We start from the raw sequence: 18,164 nt of genomic DNA, 5'->3' as shown, positions 1-18,164 counted from the left end.
ATCATGCAACAACGCCGTCCAATTCGCCGCGCTCTGCTCAGCGTTTCTGACAAAGCAGGTATTGTCGAATTTGCTCAAGCTCTGTCCCATCGTGGTGTCGAGCTCCTTTCAACAGGTGGAACCGCCCGTTTGCTGGCCGATGCTGGCTTAGCCGTGACGGAAGTCTCTGACTACACCGGTTTCCCAGAAATGATGGATGGGCGTGTAAAGACTCTGCACCCGAAAGTACACGGCGGCATTCTGGGACGACGCGATCAAGATGATGCGATCATGACGCAGCACGACATCAAACCGATTGATATCGTCGTTGTGAATCTGTATCCGTTCGCTCAGACCGTCGCCCGTGAGAACTGCACATTAGAAGATGCGGTTGAGAACATCGATATCGGCGGCCCGACGATGGTACGCTCCGCCGCCAAAAACCATAAAGATGTGGCAATCGTGGTCAAGAGCAGCGACTACACCACTATCATTAATGAAATCGACGCTAACGAAGGTTCATTGACCTACGAAACCCGTTTCGATTTAGCCATTAAAGCCTTCGAGCATACTGCCGCTTACGACAGCATGATTGCCAACTACTTTGGCGCACTGGTTCCGCCTTACCACGGTGATACCGATAAACCATCTGGCCACTTCCCCCGCACGCTGAACCTGAACTACATCAAAAAGCAGGACATGCGCTACGGCGAGAACAGTCATCAACAAGCTGCCTTCTATATAGAAGAGAATATTCACGAAGCCTCTGTCGCCACCTCTACACAGCTACAAGGCAAAGCGCTGTCTTATAACAACATCGCCGATACCGATGCTGCGCTGGAATGTGTGAAGGAATTTGCCGAACCAGCCTGCGTTATCGTTAAACACGCGAATCCGTGCGGCGTAGCAATTGGCGGCTCAATTCTTGATGCCTACGATCGCGCCTATAAAACCGACCCAACATCCGCATTCGGCGGCATTATCGCTTTCAACCGCGAACTGGATGAAGAAACGGCACAGGCCATCATCAGCCGTCAGTTTGTCGAAGTCATTATTGCGCCATCCGCCAGTGATGCCGCGTTAAAGGTTACTGCTGCCAAACAAAACGTACGCGTCCTGACCAGTGGTAGCTGGCAGCAACGCGTTCCGGCTCTGGACTTCAAACGTGTCAACGGCGGTTTACTGGTACAGGATCGCGATTTGGGCATGGTCGATACGTCTCAACTGCGTGTCGTGACCGAACGCCAGCCGAGCGAACAGGAATTACGCGATGCGCTCTTCTGCTGGAAAGTGGCTAAATTCGTTAAATCCAATGCAATTGTGTACGCACGCGACAACATGACCATCGGAATAGGTGCCGGTCAGATGAGCCGCGTTTACTCCGCGAAAATCGCCGGAATCAAAGCGGCCGATGAAGGGCTGGAAGTTAAAGGTTCCGCCATGGCCTCTGATGCATTCTTCCCATTCCGTGATGGTATTGATGCTGCCGCAGCCGTTGGCATTAGCTGCGTGATCCAACCGGGCGGGTCTATTCGTGATGATGAAGTTATTGCTGCCGCCAACGAACACGGCATTGCGATGATCTTTACCGACATGCGCCATTTCCGCCATTAATTCTGGAGCTGACCGAAATGAACATTTTAGTAATTGGTAATGGCGGACGCGAACACGCGCTGGCCTGGAAAGCGGCACAATCACCGTTGGCGAAACAGGTTTATGTTGCTCCAGGAAACGCAGGTACCGCACTTGAACCAGCGCTGACCAACGTCGATATCTCCGCAACCGATGTTCCAGCGTTAGTCGCCTTTGCTCAGGAAAACCACATCGATTTAACCATCGTTGGCCCAGAAACACCGTTAGTTATCGGTGTTGTGGATGCGTTTCAGAGTGCAGGTCTAAAAATCTTTGGCCCGTCACAAGCAGCAGCACAGCTAGAAGGCTCGAAAGCCTTTACTAAAGATTTTCTGGCACGCCATAACATCCCGTCAGCGGAATACCAGAATTTCACCGAAGTGGAACCTGCTCTGACTTATGTACACAGTAAAGGTGCGCCTATCGTCATCAAGGCGGACGGATTGGCCGCTGGTAAGGGCGTGATTGTCGCGATGACGTTGCAGGAAGCGGAAAACGCCATTCAGGATATGCTGGCAGGTAATGCATTCGGGGATGCTGGACACCGTATCGTGGTGGAAGAGTTCCTTGATGGCGAAGAGGCGAGCTTCATCGTGATGGTGGACGGCAAGAACGTGCTGCCGATGGCGACCAGCCAGGATCATAAGCGCGTAGGGGATAAAGATACTGGCCCGAATACCGGTGGTATGGGCGCTTATTCGCCAGCGCCAGTCGTGACCGATGAAATCCACCAGCGAGTGATGGATCAGGTGATTTGGCCGACCGTGAACGGCATGGCCGCCGAGGGAAATACCTACGTTGGTTTCCTGTATGCCGGTCTGATGATTTCTGCCGATGGCCAGCCAAAAGTGATCGAGTTCAACTGTCGCTTTGGCGATCCAGAAACACAGCCAATTATGCTGCGCCTGCGCTCCGATCTGGTGGAACTGTGTCTGGCAGGCTGTGACGGCACGCTGGATCAGAAAGATTCGGTCTGGGATGAACGTCCGTCTCTGGGCGTGGTATTGGCCGCAGGCGGTTACCCAGATGACTACAATACGGGTGATGTTATTTCTGGTTTACCGCAGCAGGATGCCGAAGATGGCAAAGTCTTCCATGCTGGCACCAAGCTGAATGGTATTAATGTTGTCACCAACGGCGGGCGAGTACTGTGCGTCACTGCATTGGGTAATACCGTGGTTGAAGCACAACAACGCGCTTATGAAATAGCAGCAGGTATTCAGTGGCAAGGGGTCTTCTGTCGCAAAGACATCGGCTACCGTGCCATTGAGCGCGAGCAAGCCTGATAAACGATGGTCCGATAACGATTATCTGATAAATACTGAAGCCCGGAGAAATCCGGGTTTTTTAATGGCTATTTAGGCTGCCACTGGCAGACGTCATCTTCCACCACCAGCAATAGCTGCGTTCCTTCAGGTGCTTCCAGCCATGCTACGTTTAGGGGACGCGTTGCATGCGATTTTTGCTGCGCAATCCATTCGCGCGAGTCTCTGTCAAAATCAGGGCGAACTACCGTACCGTCACAAGACTGAACCTGCCCTTCCAGCCATTTCCCTTGCTTCAGCATCACCTTTCCTGCACGCAGAACATCACTCAATTCCAGCATACGTTTAGCATCAAACTGATAGAGCGCGACATCATCATCGGAAACTGACTCACGTCTTTCAGCAAGCTGCCGCTGCATAAAGCTGACGGTTCCATCCTCTGCAAAGCGCAAACGCATATCTTCTTTTTGCGTCCCGAGCTGATTACGCTGTATCTCGCGTAGCTTATCCTGTTGGAACGTATAGCGAGTCACCACTAGAGCATTGCCCTGAAGCGGATTATACACGGTGGTCAGTGCCGTCGTATCCTGCGCATCATCCTTACGCCACAAACGCACGATGCCACGATCGGCAACGTAACCGCTGGAGAAGACGTCCGGCGGTGCAGTGCGGCTACTGCAGGCCACGACAGCAATAAGTACGAGGCCTGCGCCACACAAACGTCGTAAAAGCAAAAGGGGCGAAAACGCCCCTCTGCTTAAACTTTTAACCGGCATGGGCTTATTTAACAGCGTCTTTCAGAGCCTTGCCAGAAACAAACGCTGGCACATTGGCAGCAGCAATTTTGATTTCTTTACCGGTTTGTGGGTTACGGCCAGTGCGCTCATTACGATGGTTGACTTTAAACGTACCAAAACCAACTAATTGTACTGCATCACCTTCTTTCAGAGACTCGGTAATTGCCGCCAAAGTTGATTCCAGAGCTGCTTTAGCCTGTGTTTTTGACAGATCAGCTTTGTCCGCAATTACATCAATCAGTTGAGTCTTATTCATAAGTTATCCTTACAGTGTGTTTATCGCTTGCTAAGCATCGAGTGCGACGGATATGCCCTTTCCCGTTTTAGGGTGTAATAGCACTCTCCTGCATACACGCACCGACAGCCACTTTTTTTACGCCCCCCAAATGTAGACCAGACAGGGTGCGAATGTGAAGCCTTAAGACAGGCCATTTCAGGCCTTAAATCACGTTTTATCGCGTTATTGATGCAAATTTATCCCGATGTTACTACTTCCGGCCTCGCGCAGATCGGAACGGAGCCCTTTGATCAGCTCAATGTCGCGTTCTTCACAGGCCGCCAACAGGCGAAAAATCTCCCATTGGATATCCCATTCTTCTTCAATTGCAGGCAAAACCTTTAGCTCATCGTCGGTCATTTCTTTACCGGCCTGCGTCATTTCCAACATAGCAACCGTGCGGATAGACGCTTCGCTGATAGCTATCGTATGTTCCAGCGTTTCACCGCTTAAACGCGAATGAATCAGCTCGCCCAGCGCGATACAGGCATCAATAGCCGGGTAGACGCCATAAAGATCGTAATCTTCAGCAGCGGGAACCGCTTCTTCCAGCTTTTCCAACTGGCTATCGAAATTGACCTTTGCATCTTTAACAACCAATATTTCCCATACCAGATCGAGAATGCGGCGGTAAACCATCGCGTCGCCGAATTCTGTTTGACGACAAAATTCGTGGTAATTTGGATACATACGTTCACAAAGACATGCCATGAAAGTGACATGTTGCCAGCTCGCCAGCTTTTCCAGACGTAAATGAATGGGGTTACGTAACATTTTTATGCTCATTAACGGCGACGGACGGCAGTGTACCTGAAATCACAGTGACGCCCTATGCCTGAATTCCTAAAGTTTTACGACAATACGTTGGCCGCTTGCTGCCGTTGCCAACGCACAAATGCGGGACGATTTGATGCGACGGCATCAGCCCAACGGGTCGGCTCCGGTAAACGGTAGCCGCGCATGCAACATTGTACCCAGTGCAATGCGCTATCCTGACTGATTCTATGCCCTGTCGCCACAAACAACGGATTACAACGTGCTTTGCTACGCCATACCCAACCAATCTGCTCGCCCTTATCCAACAAGGGCTGCTGGCTACCGACGCTTTCTGCCACCGGCTCAAACCGGCCGCAAAGCCGACTTTTCGCCACGCCAATCGTGGGCACATCAACCAACAGACCAAAATGGCTGGCAACACCGAGACGGCGTGGATGGGAAATCCCATGCCCATCGACAAACAGCAGATCCGGTTTTTTTTCAAGCAACGCCCACGCAGCTAACAGCCCAGGGCATTCACGAAACGAAAGAAAACCGGGGATATAAGGCATCGTCGTGCTGATACGCGCAATCTTGTATTCTACCAGTTCCAACGAAGGATAGCGCATTACCGCAATTGCGGCGCGAGTTACCGAACCTTCTTGTTCAAAGCCAACATCCGCACCCGCGATAAACGCAGGCTGTTCAAAAGGTAAATCATCGTGCCGAATCACATCAGAAGCGCGAGCCAACTGCTCAGCTCGCAGCCGTTGTGTATCAATCACATCACCTCCTGTGAATCATGCGTGATAAGCGCGGGACAACCGATGTACCGCTTCAACAAAAACGCCCGCGTGCTCCGGCGGCACGTCCTGATGAATGCCGTGACCCAGATTGAAAACATGTCCGTTGCCTTGCCCAAATCCAGCGAGGATCGATGCCACTTCCTGTTCGATCCGTGCCGGATCGGCGTACAGCATTGAGGGATCCATATTTCCCTGTAACGCCACTTTATCACCTACGCGACGACGTGCATCGGCAATATCGCTCGTCCAGTCCAGCCCCAGAGCGTCACAGCCTGTTTCTGCCATCGCTTCTAGCCACTGGCCCCCGCCTTTGGTAAAGAGCGTCACTGGCACACGGCGCCCTTCATTCTCACGCTGTAAACTGTCAACGATCTTATGCATGTAATGCAGAGAGAATTCTTTGTAGTCACGCCCGCTCAATGCACCGCCCCAGGTATCGAATACCATTACCGCCTGCGCGCCTGCGCGAATCTGTGCGTTGAGATAAAGAATGACGCTATCAGCCAGCTTATCCAGCAACAGGTGCAGCGTTTTAGGCTCAGCAAACATCATTTTCTTGATGACGGTAAATGCTTTACTACTGCCGCCTTCAACCATATAGGTCGCCAGCGTCCACGGGCTACCCGAGAAGCCAATGAGCGGCACTTCACCAGCAAGATTTTTACGGATCGTCCGCACCGCGTTCATCACATAACCGAGTTCCTGTTCTGGATCGGGAACCGGCAGTTTAACCACATCGGCATGAGTCGTGATGGGTGAGTGAAAGCGTGGGCCTTCCCCCGCTTCAAAATAGAGGCCTAAGCCCATGGCATCTGGGATAGTCAGGATATCAGAGAACAGGATCGCTGCATCCAGCGCATAACGCCGCAAAGGTTGTAACGTGACTTCACAAGCCAGCTCTGCGTTTTTACACAGCGACATAAAATCGCCAGCCTGCGCGCGCGTTGCCTTATATTCCGGCAAATAACGCCCCGCCTGACGCATCATCCACACCGGAGTGATATCAACAGGTTGGCGCAATAATGCCCGCAAATAGCGATCGTTTTTCAGATCAGTCATGTTCTTTTCCTTTCAGCCTCACGGCGGTTCTACACCGGATAGATGGGTTGAAGCAGATGTTTTATGAAACGAATACGTTATGGTGCAAATAGTACCACGTCAGCCTTCGTTCTCGTGATAAGCGCGGCACAACACCACCGTATCTTCGATAAGCCGACGCGCCACGGTGCCCGGCGGAGGCAACTGAGGGAGTTGGTCATAGCGGAACCAGCCTGCGTCACGCAGCTCTTTCGGATCGTGCTTGATGTCTCCACCCGCATAATCGGCCATAAACGCCATCATCAGAGAATGAGGGAATGGCCAAGGCTGCGAACTCACGTAACGCAGATTTTTTATCTGGATTTGGCTCTCTTCCATTACCTCACGCACGACCGTTTGCTCCAGCGTTTCGCCTACTTCTACAAACCCAGCCAGCACGGTGTACATGTTTCCGCGATGTCGATTGTGCTGCGCCAGCAAAATTTCCTCGCCACGGCGAATCGCGACGATGATGCAAGGCGCGATCTGCGGGTAATAACGCTCTTTGCAGTGATGACATAAGCACGCCAGCTCCGTTTTACTCCGCACCATTTCATGCCCGCAGTAACCGCAAAAACGATGAGATCGATAGAACTCAGCCAGCTGTACGCCTCGCCCCGCTAGTTGGAATAAACCCACGTCCTGATCGAGCAGTTGGCGAACCGATGCCATATCAGTATCCCGACCCTGACACACCAGCCAGGCAAGCTGCCCTTGCCATTCACCGATTTGACGAGCTGTTTTCCCCTGTAACGACCACTCTGTAGCCGTTCCGAGTGGCAATTCTCCTTGAGGCATCCAGATTTGTACCGCATCGCTAACGACCCACCAGCCGGTTTCATCACCTTTTAGCGTCTGTTCCATATCTTTTTATTGCTCCACTGCCACTTCACTGGCATTTTACATTCAGAGTGATTACATAAGTTTTATAACTGGGATTTCAGTTAGTTCTTACCGTTCACGGAGTCAACAATGCTAAACCAGCTACAAAGTCTGACTGAATACGTTGGTGGCAATAATGCGTTAATCGACCAATGGCTACAAGCGCGTAAGCAGCTTCTGGTGGCTTACTATCATCTGGTTGGCATCAAGCCGAATAAGGAAGCGCTTTCTCTTTTGGATGAAGAGGCATTGGATAATTTTTGCCAGAATCTGGTGGACTATCTTTCAACAGGCCACTTTCATTTATATGAAAAAATGCTGCATGAAGCAGCGACCCACAGCGAACAAGTATTAGCACTTTCCACCCAGCTCGACTTCGCCCTGCAAAATAACACGCAGCAAATCATGACGTTTTACGATAGCCACCTGGCGGCCGCCATCGACCACGATAACTGCATCGAATTCCAGCAGGCACTTTCCAGCGTCGGCGAAGCATTAGAAGAGCGTTTTACGTTAGAAGACAACATGATCAAGCAGGTTTACGATAACTAGCCATCATTTGACGTTATTTAAGACCATCATCACACGCTGTACAGGTAAAATCGGCACGCTTTGACATCCGCGTTTTGCCGTCATACAGTGTAGGGGTTTTATTCGCCCGTTTAAGAGACGGGCAAATCTTGTCGGAGTGCCTAGCGTGCTTGTGTTTCGTTTTTACGGAACCTATGAGCGCACAGGCTGAGACCGTTAATTCGGGATCCGCGGAACCTGATCGGGTTAATACCTGCGAAGGGAACAAGAGTAATGCACCTCATTGAGCCCAAGGCTGTGTATTTCTACATACCTACCCTGATGCTTAATATCATTATTACTCCCTCCGGGCTCCAGACAAGCAATCTTCCCTTTACGCATTACAGGAACTTGCTATGTCTACAGAACCATTGTCTATCAACCCCTTGTCTGCAACACAAGAGCCATCCACATCGTCAAAACCAAGTCGCCGTGAACAGCGTGCTGCCGCTCAGCGGTTTATTGAAACTTTACAGGGAACCGCCTTTCCCAATTCAAAACGTATTTACCTTGCGGGCTCGCGTGACGACATCGCCGTACCGATGCGGGAGATTCAGCTCAGCCCGACGCTACTCGGCGGCAGCAAAGACGATCCCCAATACGAACCCAATGAGCCGATCCCGGTTTATGATACATCAGGGCCTTATGGCGACCCCGCCGCGCAACCCGATGTCCGCGTTGGGTTAGCGAAGCTGCGTGCCAGTTGGATTGCAGAACGTCACGACACCGAAGCGTTATCCGGCGTCAGCTCCGATTTCACCCAACAGCGCATGGCGGATGCTGGTCTGGATCATCTGCGCTTCGAACATTTGCCACGACCGCTGTGTGCCAAAACAGGCAAACGCGTCACCCAGCTTCACTATGCGCGACAGGGCATGATTACCCCCGAAATGGAATTTATCGCTATTCGCGAAAATATGGGACGCGAGCGCATTCGCGGCGAAGTTCTGCGCCAACAGCATCCGGGCCAAAGTTTCGGTGCCCTCCTGCCGGAAAACATCACGCCGGAATTCGTCCGTCAGGAAGTGGCTGCCGGGCGCGCTATTATTCCCTCAAACATCAATCACCCAGAATCGGAACCGATGATTATCGGCCGCAATTTTCTGGTGAAAGTTAACGCCAATATTGGTAACTCCGCCGTGACGTCCTCCATCGAAGAAGAGGTGGAAAAGCTGGTCTGGTCTACCCGTTGGGGCGCGGATACGGTGATGGATCTCTCGACCGGACGCTATATTCACGAGACTCGCGAGTGGATTCTGCGTAACAGTCCGGTGCCAATCGGGACAGTGCCAATCTATCAGGCGCTGGAGAAAGTGAACGGCGTGGCGGAAAACCTGAACTGGGAAATGTTCCGCGATACGCTACTGGAACAGGCCGAGCAAGGGGTGGACTATTTCACCATCCATGCTGGCGTGCTGTTGCGCTACGTCCCGATGACGGCCAAACGCCTGACCGGCATCGTCTCGCGCGGGGGTTCCATCATGGCGAAGTGGTGCCTGTCGCATCACAAAGAGAGCTTCCTGTACGAACACTTCCGCGAAATCTGTGAAATCTGCGCCGCTTATGATGTCGCGCTGTCGCTGGGTGACGGCTTACGCCCAGGCTCCATTCAGGATGCCAATGACGAAGCGCAGTTTGCCGAGCTGCATACACTGGGTGAGCTAACCAAAATTGCCTGGGAATACGACGTACAGGTAATGATCGAAGGCCCCGGGCACGTTCCGATGCAGATGATCCGCCGCAACATGACCGAAGAGCTGGAGCACTGTCACGAAGCGCCGTTCTACACACTCGGCCCGCTAACCACAGATATTGCACCGGGTTACGATCACTTTACCTCTGGCATCGGTGCCGCCATGATCGGCTGGTTCGGTTGTGCGATGCTCTGTTACGTGACACCGAAAGAGCATCTCGGCTTGCCGAACAAAGAAGACGTCAAGCAAGGGCTGATTACCTACAAGATCGCCGCCCACGCGGCCGATCTTGCGAAGGGTCACCCCGGCGCTCAAATCCGTGATAACGCCATGTCTAAAGCGCGCTTCGAATTCCGTTGGGAAGATCAGTTCAATCTGGCACTCGATCCGCAAACGGCACGCGCCTACCACGATGAAACGTTGCCGCAAGAATCCGGTAAAGTCGCCCACTTCTGTTCCATGTGCGGTCCTAAATTCTGTTCGATGAAAATCTCACAGGAAGTGCGCGATTACGCCGCGAAACAGGAAACGGAAGCCAAACCGATTGAAATTGGCATGGCTGAGATGTCGCAGGAATTCCGCTCTCGTGGCAGCGAGCTTTATCACAGCGCCACCAGCCTACAAGCCGAGGAAAGCAAATGACGGACTCGACGCCTTTTGCCCCAACGGCACAGCGGCTGGGGCTCTATCCTGTTGTCGATAGCGTGGAGTGGATCGAACGCCTGCTCGGTGTCGGGGTGAAAACGATCCAGCTAAGAATCAAAGATCGGTCAGATGAACAAGCCGAAACCGATGTGATCCAAGCGATCGCATTGGGTAGTCGCTATCAGGCTCAGCTCTTCATCAATGACTACTGGACATTGGCAGTAAAGCATCAGGCGTATGGCGTACATCTGGGTCAGGAAGATCTGGATACAGCCGATCTGGCTGCGATTAAAAAAGCCGGCCTGCGCTTAGGCGTCTCTACGCACTACGATCGTGAACTGGCGCGTGCAGTAGCAATAAACCCGTCCTACATCGCACTCGGGCATATTTTCCCCACGCAGACCAAAGATATGCCTTCTGCGCCGCAGGGGTTGGCCGAACTGACCCGACACATCGCCGATCTGCAAGGCCGTTTTCCCACGGTGGCAATCGGTGGGATCAGCATCGACAGAGTGCCTGCGGTGCTGGCAACGGGCGTCGGCAGCATTGCCGTCGTCAGCGCCATTACTCAGGCACCAGACTGGCGGCAAGCCACGGCGACGCTGCTCAAGATGATTGAGGGACGGGAGGCATGAAATGGTAACTAATCACCCTCCAACGCCTGCGGGACTGAGCGATAGCGAGTTCATGCGCTACAGCCGTCAACTGATGCTGGAAGATATTGGCCCGGAAGGTCAGGAGAAGCTCAAAGCTGCCCGCGTTCTGCTGGTAGGGCTAGGTGGACTGGGCTCGCCCGCCTCACTCTATCTTGCCGCCGCAGGAGTCGGCACGCTACTGCTTGCCGACGATGACTCGCTGCATATCAGCAACCTGCAACGCCAGATTCTGTATCGCACCAGCGAAACCGACCAGCCCAAAGCGGTGTTGGCACAGCGTCAGCTACAGGCGTTAAACCCACATTCAGAAGCGATTGCTATTACCGAAAGGCTAAGCGGTGACGCGTTACACAACGCCGTCAGCCGTGTCGATCTGGTACTGGATTGCAGCGACAACATGATAACCCGCCATGCGGTTAACGCCGCCTGCGTAGGGGCTGGCAAGCCGCTGATCAGCGGTAGCGCCGTCGGTTTCAGCGGTCAACTCACGGTCTTCACGCCGCCTTATCACTCTGGCTGCTACGCCTGCCTGTACCCCGATACCGCCGAACCGCAGCGCAACTGTCGTACTGCTGGCGTGCTTGGTCCGGTGGTCGGTGTGATTGGCACACTTCAGGCGCTGGAAGCAATCAAACTGCTGGCAGGCTTGCCGTCCGCGTTGGACGGCAAACTGAGAATGTTCAATGGCAAGCAGCAGAGCTGGAGCACACTCCAACTGACGCGTTCGCCTCATTGCCCGGTATGTGGAGGCGTGGCATGAAAATCACGTTGAATGATGAGCCCTTTGAGTGCCCAGAGGCCATGACGGTTGAGACGCTGCTGAACCAGATAAATCGGTTCCAGCCAGGCACAGCGTTAGCCATCAACCAGACCATTATCCCGCACGCCACTTGGTCACAGCATCAAGTGCAAGACGGTGATGATATTTTGCTTTTTCAGGCAATCGCGGGAGGATGACATGCTGCACATTGCCGATACGATATTAACTTCACGACTACTGACCGGCACCGGCAAATTCGCCACGCCAGAGCTGATGCTAGCGGCACTTGAGGCTTCCGGTTCGCAGTTAGTCACCATGGCGATGAAGCGCGTAGATCTGAATGGCGGCAACGATGCCATTCTCGCTCCGCTACGCCAGCTCGGTATCAAGCTGCTGCCAAACACGTCAGGTGCCAAAACCGCAGACGAAGCTGTTTTTGCTGCCCGACTGGCGCGTGAAGCGCTGGGTACTCACTGGTTGAAACTGGAAATTCACCCCGATGTGAAATACCTGCTGCCCGACCCTATCGAAACGCTGAAGGCCGCCGAGCAGTTGGTCAAAGAGGGATTCACGGTGCTGCCCTATTGCGGTGCCGACCCAGTACTGTGCAAACGACTGGAAGAAGTCGGCTGCGCCGCCGTGATGCCACTGGGTGCGCCAATTGGCTCCAATCAGGGGCTGCAAACGCGTGATTTTCTCCGCATTATCATCGAACAGGCGCGTATTCCGGTGATTGTCGATGCGGGTATTGGTGCGCCCAGCCATGCGGCCGATGCGCTGGAAATGGGGGCCGACGGCGTGTTGGTAAATACAGCAATCGCTGTTGCCCGCGATCCTGTGGCGATGGCGCGCGCATTTCGGCTGGCCGTCGATGCCGGTGGGCTTGCTCGTCAAGCCGGGCTGGGAAATAAGCAGTTTGTCGCCAGCGCCACCAGCCCGCTCACCGGTTTTCTGCACCAGCAAACGGAAGGGGCGGAGCGATGAGCGTCGATTTTCAAACCGCCTGGGAACAACTCGACTGGGATGACCTGACGCTGCGCATCAACAGTAAAAACACGCTTGACGTTGAACGAGCGCTTACTGCGCCACACCTGACGCGCGACGACTTTATGGCGCTCATTTCACCTGCCGCCAGCGCTTATCTGGAACCGCTAGCCCAGCGGGCACAGCAGCTCACTCGACAGCGTTTCGGCAATACGGTGAGCTTTTATGTACCGTTATATCTGTCCAATCTGTGCTCCAACGACTGCACCTACTGCGGTTTTTCGATGAGCAATCACATCAAGCGAAAAACGCTGGATGAGGCAGAGATTCTACGTGAATGCGCGGCTATCAAAGAACTCGGGTTTGAACACCTGCTGCTCGTGACCGGCGAACATCAGCGCAAGGTGGGAATGGACTATTTTCGTCGCGTCTTTCCACTGATTCGACCGCTCTTCAGTTCGTTGATGATCGAAGTCCAGCCACTATCGCAGGACGAGTACGCCGAGTTGAAAATGCTGGGGCTGGATGGCGTGATGGTCTATCAGGAAACTTACCACCCAGCGACCTACCAACTGCACCATCTAAAAGGACAAAAGCAGGATTTCCACTGGCGACTCGCTACGCCGGATCGGCTTGGTCGTGCGGGGATCGACAAGATCGGGCTGGGTGCTTTAATCGGCCTATCCAATAGCTGGCGAACCGACTGCTACATGGTGGCGGAACATCTGCTGCACTTACAGCAGAACTACTGGCAGAGTCGTTACTCTATCTCGTTCCCTCGCCTGCGCCCCTGTGCGGGCGGCATTGAGCCAGCATCGTTAATGGATGAAGCACAGCTCATGCAGGTGATTTGTGCATTCCGATTACTGTCACCGGATATTGAGCTATCGCTTTCCACGCGCGAATCACCTTTCTTTCGCGATCATGCAATTCCCATTGCGATTAACAATGTCAGCGCGTTTTCCAAAACCCAGCCGGGTGGCTATGCCGACAATCATCCCGAATTGGAACAGTTCACACCGCATGATTCACGACGCCCTGAAGATGTAGCGCAGGCCATCATACGAGCAGGTCTTCAACCGGTGTGGAAAGACTGGGACGGGTATTTAGGCAGGTAGTGGGACGATGCGCCTGATAGTGATCACTTAAGCGTGAAGTGAGAGGGAAACCCGGTGATGAGGTTCCCGTAGGGATGCCTCATGCCGTGGTAGCCCTCGGTATCTCAGATTTTAAGCGATCGACATGAGTTGATACGCTTGATTTGGGAAGCAGCTCGCAGGCCGGAATGAGAGTTACGCGGAAGGCAATATTCTCAGGATAGCGCCGCGCAACATGACATTCGGCCTATCGTCACGGCCTGCGACGAAGAATACAGTAGCGTCGTTGGCAGGCCTGAGGTACTGAGCCTGCTAGCCGGAGCCGTTTGCCATTTATCGGTTCTGCACATCAACCCGCCGATACGGGGCTTATCCTTACCCGTATCGGCCCTTCCTTAAAAATCATCAGATACGTTGTATACCCTAAATAATTCGAGTTGCAGGACAAAAACGGCAAGGCGTTTTGAACAGCGCTTGCGCTGACCCCGAAGGGGTGAGGCCATAAGGCCGAATAACGCGGCAAGAGAGGGGCAAACTCGTCGGGAACGAATTTGACCAGCCAACGGCTGGCCTTCGGTGAGAGACAGGACGTCTCTCATTTCATCCCGATGAGCTTACACAAGTAAGTGATTCGGGTGAGTGACACATCTGCCAGGGGCAGATTTGAACGCTGCTTGCAGCGGCACCAACGGGGCGAGGCACATGTAAGTGTGCCGAATAATGCAGCCAACGCACATGCAGCTTGAAGTATGACGAGTATAGTTAAGTATGCATCATCTTCGCGACTTCACTACCCACGATGCGCAGCCCTTCTCTCATCTCTTCCGTAAAGCGATTAGCATAATTGAGTCGAATACAATTGCGATATTTCCCTGAGGCGGAAAATAGCGAACCAGCAGCTATTTGTATACCCGCTTTTCTGACTTCACGCGCGAGCTTGAGAGAATCAAAATATTCAGGCAGTTCGATCCACACCAAAAAGCCGCCTTGTGGGCGACTCACACAAATGTTTGACGGAAAGTACTCACGTACCCAGCAGGTAAATATATCGAGGTTAGCTTTGTACTGCGCGCGCATGCGGCGCAAATGAGGCTGATAGTGTCCACGACGAATAAATTCTGCCACGGCTAGCTGGGGCTGTACCACTGTCGATCCTGTACTGATGTATTTTGTATGGATTACCCGCTCCAAATAACGCCCCGGAGCGATCCAGCCTACACGCAAACCGGGAGCCAGGTTCTTCGAAAACGAGCTACACAACAGTACGCGGCCATCTTCATCAAACGACTTTATCGCGCGCGGGCGCGGATATTCATAGGCCAGCTCGCCATATGCATCATCTTCAATAATCGCGATATCAAAGTGCTGCGCCAGTGTAACCAGCGATTTCTTACGGGCATCAGGCATGATGAAGCCAAGCGGGTTGTTACAGCTAGGAACCAGAAGTACAGCTTTGACCGGCCACTGATCCAGCGCCAGCCGCAGCGCTTCGAGACTGATCCCCGTGACAGAGTCAGTCGGGATTTCGATCGCTTTGATATCCAGCCCACGAAGGATCTGCATCGTGCCCGGAAAAGCGGGTGATTCAACAGCCACGATGTCACCAGGCTGACAAACGGCGCGGACGGCAACAAACAAGGCTTCCTGACATCCGGTAGTGATCACAATATCATCTTGGTTCAGCTGACAGCCACAGTCTACGGTAAGACGGGCAATCTGTTCACGCAGTGCAGGCACGCCGTATACGCTGTCATATTGTAAGACTCGGGGATCCTGATACTGGCAGAGTCGACTCATCTCTTTCCACAGTGGTTTGATGGTCGGCTGGCTCACATCCGGCATTCCGCTGCCAAATTTCAGCACGTTGGTTTCCAGACGTACGTTCACCAATTCCAGTACCGACTCCCACTGCGTGATTTCAACCGGACGTTGAGCAGGACGCGTCAGCGCGGGTACGGGCGGGGTTGCCTTGCGCGGCGTGACAAAATATCCCGAACGCGGCTGCGGCATAATCAACTGCCGAGTTTCCAGCAGATGATAGGCTTGCTGTACGGTACTGATACTCACACCATGTTCTGTACTCAGTGCCCGAACGGAAGGCAGGCGTTCTCCGCTTTGATATAACCCTTGTTCAATCCGCTGCTCTAACAGCCCAGCAAGGTGTTGATAACGCGTCATCAGTATCGTTCCCCATCATGATTAACAGCAGTAACCAGTACAGATTCGAATAAAAATCACCATTCAGATGCAATATCACACAATCTGTATGCTAAAAAAATGGATTTTTTGCGTCTGTATTGGAAAAGCCTTTCACCTCATCATAGCGATCATTCACTGGCGAGGGGGAATATATGGAATTTCATGAGAATCGATCACAAAAACCGTTCCGCGAGTCACCGTTCTGGCTAATGCTGATTTTGCCGTACCGTTTGTGGAAAGCCTGGCGAGTAAGAGCACAAACGCTGAAGATACTGCGGAATATGAGCAATGATGGGCTCAAGGATATCGGGCTGAAACGAAGCGATCTCGATCGGTTCAGATAACATAACAACCAAAAAACAGTAGAAATATCGCCGATACAGATAGTGCATCTGTATCGGCAAGATAAAGAGATTAGTGAGGCACAGTATCGTCTGAAGGTGCTTTCATCCCCATCCCGACAACTGCCGACAGTAAGCAGCCGATGGCAAGGTAGGCCGCCACCGCGTGCCATGAACCATCCATAAATTCCACCAGCAGGACAGCGATAAAAGGTGTAAATCCGCCGCCGACCACACTGGCGACCTGATAACCCACACCAGCCCCGCTATAGCGATACGCCGTACCAAATAGCTCCGTAAACATCGGTTGCTGTACGCTAACGATCATATCGTGGGCAGCATTCGCCAACATGATGGCAAAAAACAGAATCATCAGCGTGTTGTGGCTTTCCAGCGCCATGAAGAAAGGCACCGCACTCACGGCTCCAATCAACGCACCGGTCACATAGATACGACGACGGCCAAAGCTATCCGCCAGATAGGCAAAGAAAGGAATAGACACACAGCTTATCGCCCCCACTAGCAGCCCGATATTCAGGAAAATATCCCGCGATAGCCCAAGATGGGTGGTGGAGTAATTGAGTGCAAACGCGGTGACGATATACATCGTCAGCAGCTCACCAAGCCGTAGCGCAATAATCAGCAGGAATGCCTTCGGATGCTGGCGCAGTGCTTCCATAATAGGGAACGAACGCAGCTTCTGTGCTCTTTCACCTAGAGTTTTGTTGGCTTCAAATTCCTGAGACTCATCCATCCCATTACGTACCCACCAAGCGATAGCAACTAGAATCAGGCTGAATAAGAACGGCAAACGCCAACCCCAACTGGTAAATTCCTCATTGGTCGTCAAATTGCTCACCACTGATACCGACCCGGTTGCCAGCAAAAGCCCGACACCAAAGCCAACCTGTACGCCACTGCTGTAAAAGGCTTTCTTCTTCTTCGGCGCGTTTTCTACCGCCAACAGCGCCGCCCCGCCCCATTCGCCACCGACCGCGAATCCCTGAATTGCCCGCAGCGTGACCAACAGCGCCGGTGCCCACCAGCCAATAGAATCAAACGACGGCAGCAGCCCAATCAATGCAGTGGAAATGCCCATCATCCAGACCGTAATCATTAACATCCGTTTACGGCCCAGCTTGTCACCAAAGTGACCAAACACCATGCCACCTAACGGGCGGAACAAGAAACCAACGCCGAACGTACCAAATGCCGCCAGCGTCCCCATCGTCGGGCTGATCTGTGGGAAAAATTCGGTATTAAATACAAGAGCGGCAACAATTCCGTACAGAAGAAAATCGTACCAATCGACAACGGCACCAACAAAACTGCCCCATGCTGCACGTTTTGCTCGATGTTGAGAATGGCTTACTGACTGTGTTTGTAGGGTTTTATCAGAAGAGAGTGAATCATCCTGATGAGGTAATGAGCCGCCAGGCTGTGAGAGTGTTGGCGTAGTCGAGGTGTCCATGTCGGTTCCGTTCTATTTACTTTACACTACTGTACAACAAAAAATTTCAGGATGAAATTTTTAACGTCGTTTGCGACGGCCTTTAGGTAGCGCATAGGGATGTGCGCTATAAAAAATTTCAGGATGATATAAAACGCCGGGAGCGTTTTATAACAACGTACAGCGTTGGCCCGCAGGACGCCTTCCATCAATTTTTAACGTCGCTTGCAACGGCCTTCAGGTAGCACACAGGGATGCGCACTATAAAAAAAACCCAGCCATGATAGCTGGGGTTTT

18 protein-coding genes and 1 riboswitch are annotated in these 18,164 nt (G+C 52.7%); of the genes, 10 read left to right on the top strand and 8 right to left on the bottom strand.

What is annotated here, in order from left to right; all coding sequences use genetic code 11:
* The first annotated feature begins 3 nt into the window (after window positions 1-3).
* Both purH and purD read left to right on the top strand, forming a co-directional pair.
* Window positions 4-1,593 carry a bifunctional phosphoribosylaminoimidazolecarboxamide formyltransferase/IMP cyclohydrolase gene (gene purH, locus GZ59_RS01280; RefSeq protein ID WP_011091878.1) on the top strand — a complete coding sequence of 530 codons (1,590 nt, stop codon included), beginning with the start codon at window positions 4-6 and terminating at the stop codon, window positions 1,591-1,593.
* A 17-nt stretch (window positions 1,594-1,610) separates the two neighbouring features.
* Window positions 1,611-2,897, top strand: a complete 1,287-nt coding sequence (gene purD / locus GZ59_RS01275) for a phosphoribosylamine--glycine ligase (protein WP_011091877.1) — start codon at window positions 1,611-1,613, stop codon at window positions 2,895-2,897.
* A 68-nt stretch (window positions 2,898-2,965) separates the two neighbouring features.
* Here the strand turns inward: purD and GZ59_RS01270 are convergent, their stop codons facing one another.
* From GZ59_RS01270 to nudC, 6 genes are all read right to left on the bottom strand, one after another.
* Window positions 2,966-3,652, bottom strand: a complete 687-nt coding sequence (locus GZ59_RS01270; protein WP_011091876.1) for a DUF1481 domain-containing protein — start codon at window positions 3,650-3,652, stop codon at window positions 2,966-2,968.
* A 4-nt stretch (window positions 3,653-3,656) separates the two neighbouring features.
* Window positions 3,657-3,929: a nucleoid-associated protein HU-alpha gene (gene hupA / locus GZ59_RS01265; protein WP_011091875.1), complete on the bottom strand. Its 273-nt coding sequence runs from the start codon at window positions 3,927-3,929 to the stop codon at window positions 3,657-3,659.
* Window positions 3,930-4,133: 204 nt separating this feature from the next.
* Window positions 4,134-4,724, bottom strand: a complete 591-nt coding sequence (locus tag GZ59_RS01260) for a YjaG family protein (RefSeq protein WP_011091874.1) — start codon at window positions 4,722-4,724, stop codon at window positions 4,134-4,136.
* 77 nt (window positions 4,725-4,801) lie between these two features.
* Window positions 4,802-5,491: a deoxyribonuclease V gene (gene nfi / locus GZ59_RS01255; protein ID WP_039289551.1), complete on the bottom strand. Its 690-nt coding sequence runs from the start codon at window positions 5,489-5,491 to the stop codon at window positions 4,802-4,804.
* 15 nt (window positions 5,492-5,506) lie between these two features.
* Window positions 5,507-6,571 carry a uroporphyrinogen decarboxylase gene (gene hemE, locus GZ59_RS01250; protein ID WP_039289549.1) on the bottom strand — a complete coding sequence of 355 codons (1,065 nt, stop codon included), beginning with the start codon at window positions 6,569-6,571 and terminating at the stop codon, window positions 5,507-5,509.
* Window positions 6,572-6,670: 99 nt separating this feature from the next.
* Window positions 6,671-7,453, bottom strand: a complete 783-nt coding sequence (gene nudC, locus GZ59_RS01245) for an NAD(+) diphosphatase (RefSeq protein ID WP_039289546.1) — start codon at window positions 7,451-7,453, stop codon at window positions 6,671-6,673.
* Between the two features lie 108 nt (window positions 7,454-7,561).
* Between nudC and rsd the strand changes: the two genes are divergently transcribed.
* The 7 genes from rsd to thiH all read left to right on the top strand — a co-directional run bounded on the left by rsd (window position 7,562) and on the right by thiH (window position 13,898).
* Window positions 7,562-8,023 (top strand): sigma D regulator, encoded by a 462-nt coding sequence (rsd, locus tag GZ59_RS01240; protein ID WP_011091871.1) that lies wholly within the window; start codon window positions 7,562-7,564, stop codon window positions 8,021-8,023.
* Between the two features lie 122 nt (window positions 8,024-8,145).
* A riboswitch (TPP riboswitch) is annotated at window positions 8,146-8,283 on the top strand.
* 114 nt (window positions 8,284-8,397) lie between these two features.
* A complete protein-coding gene (thiC, locus tag GZ59_RS01235; protein WP_039289543.1) occupies window positions 8,398-10,377 on the top strand; it encodes a phosphomethylpyrimidine synthase ThiC in 1,980 nt (659 codons plus the stop codon).
* A complete protein-coding gene (thiE, locus tag GZ59_RS01230) occupies window positions 10,374-11,015 on the top strand; it encodes a thiamine phosphate synthase (protein ID WP_011091869.1) in 642 nt (213 codons plus the stop codon). Before thiC ends, thiE begins: the two co-directional genes overlap by 4 nt.
* Window position 11,016: 1 nt before the next feature.
* Window positions 11,017-11,796 (top strand): HesA/MoeB/ThiF family protein, encoded by a 780-nt coding sequence (locus GZ59_RS01225; RefSeq protein WP_011091868.1) that lies wholly within the window; start codon window positions 11,017-11,019, stop codon window positions 11,794-11,796.
* Window positions 11,793-11,993: a sulfur carrier protein ThiS gene (gene thiS, locus GZ59_RS01220; protein WP_011091867.1), complete on the top strand. Its 201-nt coding sequence runs from the start codon at window positions 11,793-11,795 to the stop codon at window positions 11,991-11,993. Before GZ59_RS01225 ends, thiS begins: the two co-directional genes overlap by 4 nt.
* Before the next feature lies 1 nt (window position 11,994).
* Complete coding sequence (locus GZ59_RS01215; RefSeq protein WP_039289540.1) at window positions 11,995-12,780, top strand: thiazole synthase; 786 nt, start codon at window positions 11,995-11,997, stop codon at window positions 12,778-12,780.
* Window positions 12,777-13,898: a 2-iminoacetate synthase ThiH gene (gene thiH, locus GZ59_RS01210; RefSeq protein WP_039289537.1), complete on the top strand. Its 1,122-nt coding sequence runs from the start codon at window positions 12,777-12,779 to the stop codon at window positions 13,896-13,898. The genes GZ59_RS01215 and thiH overlap by 4 nt, the downstream gene beginning before the upstream one ends.
* 741 nt (window positions 13,899-14,639) lie before the next feature.
* Here thiH and GZ59_RS01205 read toward each other — a convergent pair.
* Window positions 14,640-16,055, bottom strand: coding sequence for an aminotransferase-like domain-containing protein (locus GZ59_RS01205; protein ID WP_039289534.1), 1,416 nt, complete (start codon window positions 16,053-16,055; stop codon window positions 14,640-14,642).
* 173 nt (window positions 16,056-16,228) lie between these two features.
* Between GZ59_RS01205 and GZ59_RS01200 the strand changes: the two genes are divergently transcribed.
* Complete coding sequence (locus GZ59_RS01200) at window positions 16,229-16,420, top strand: DUF1127 domain-containing protein (protein WP_011091863.1); 192 nt, start codon at window positions 16,229-16,231, stop codon at window positions 16,418-16,420.
* Window positions 16,421-16,490: 70 nt separating this feature from the next.
* Here GZ59_RS01200 and shiA read toward each other — a convergent pair whose 3' ends face one another.
* Window positions 16,491-17,888, bottom strand: a complete 1,398-nt coding sequence (gene shiA / locus GZ59_RS01195) for a shikimate transporter (protein WP_011091862.1) — start codon at window positions 17,886-17,888, stop codon at window positions 16,491-16,493.
* Window positions 17,889-18,164: the final 276 nt, after the last annotated feature.

This window comes from Pectobacterium atrosepticum (assembly GCF_000740965.1).
Taxonomy (GTDB): Bacteria; Pseudomonadota; Gammaproteobacteria; order Enterobacterales; family Enterobacteriaceae; genus Pectobacterium; species Pectobacterium atrosepticum.
Note: the sequence above shows the minus strand (reverse complement) of the source record. Positions and strands in the feature narration are given on the sequence as shown.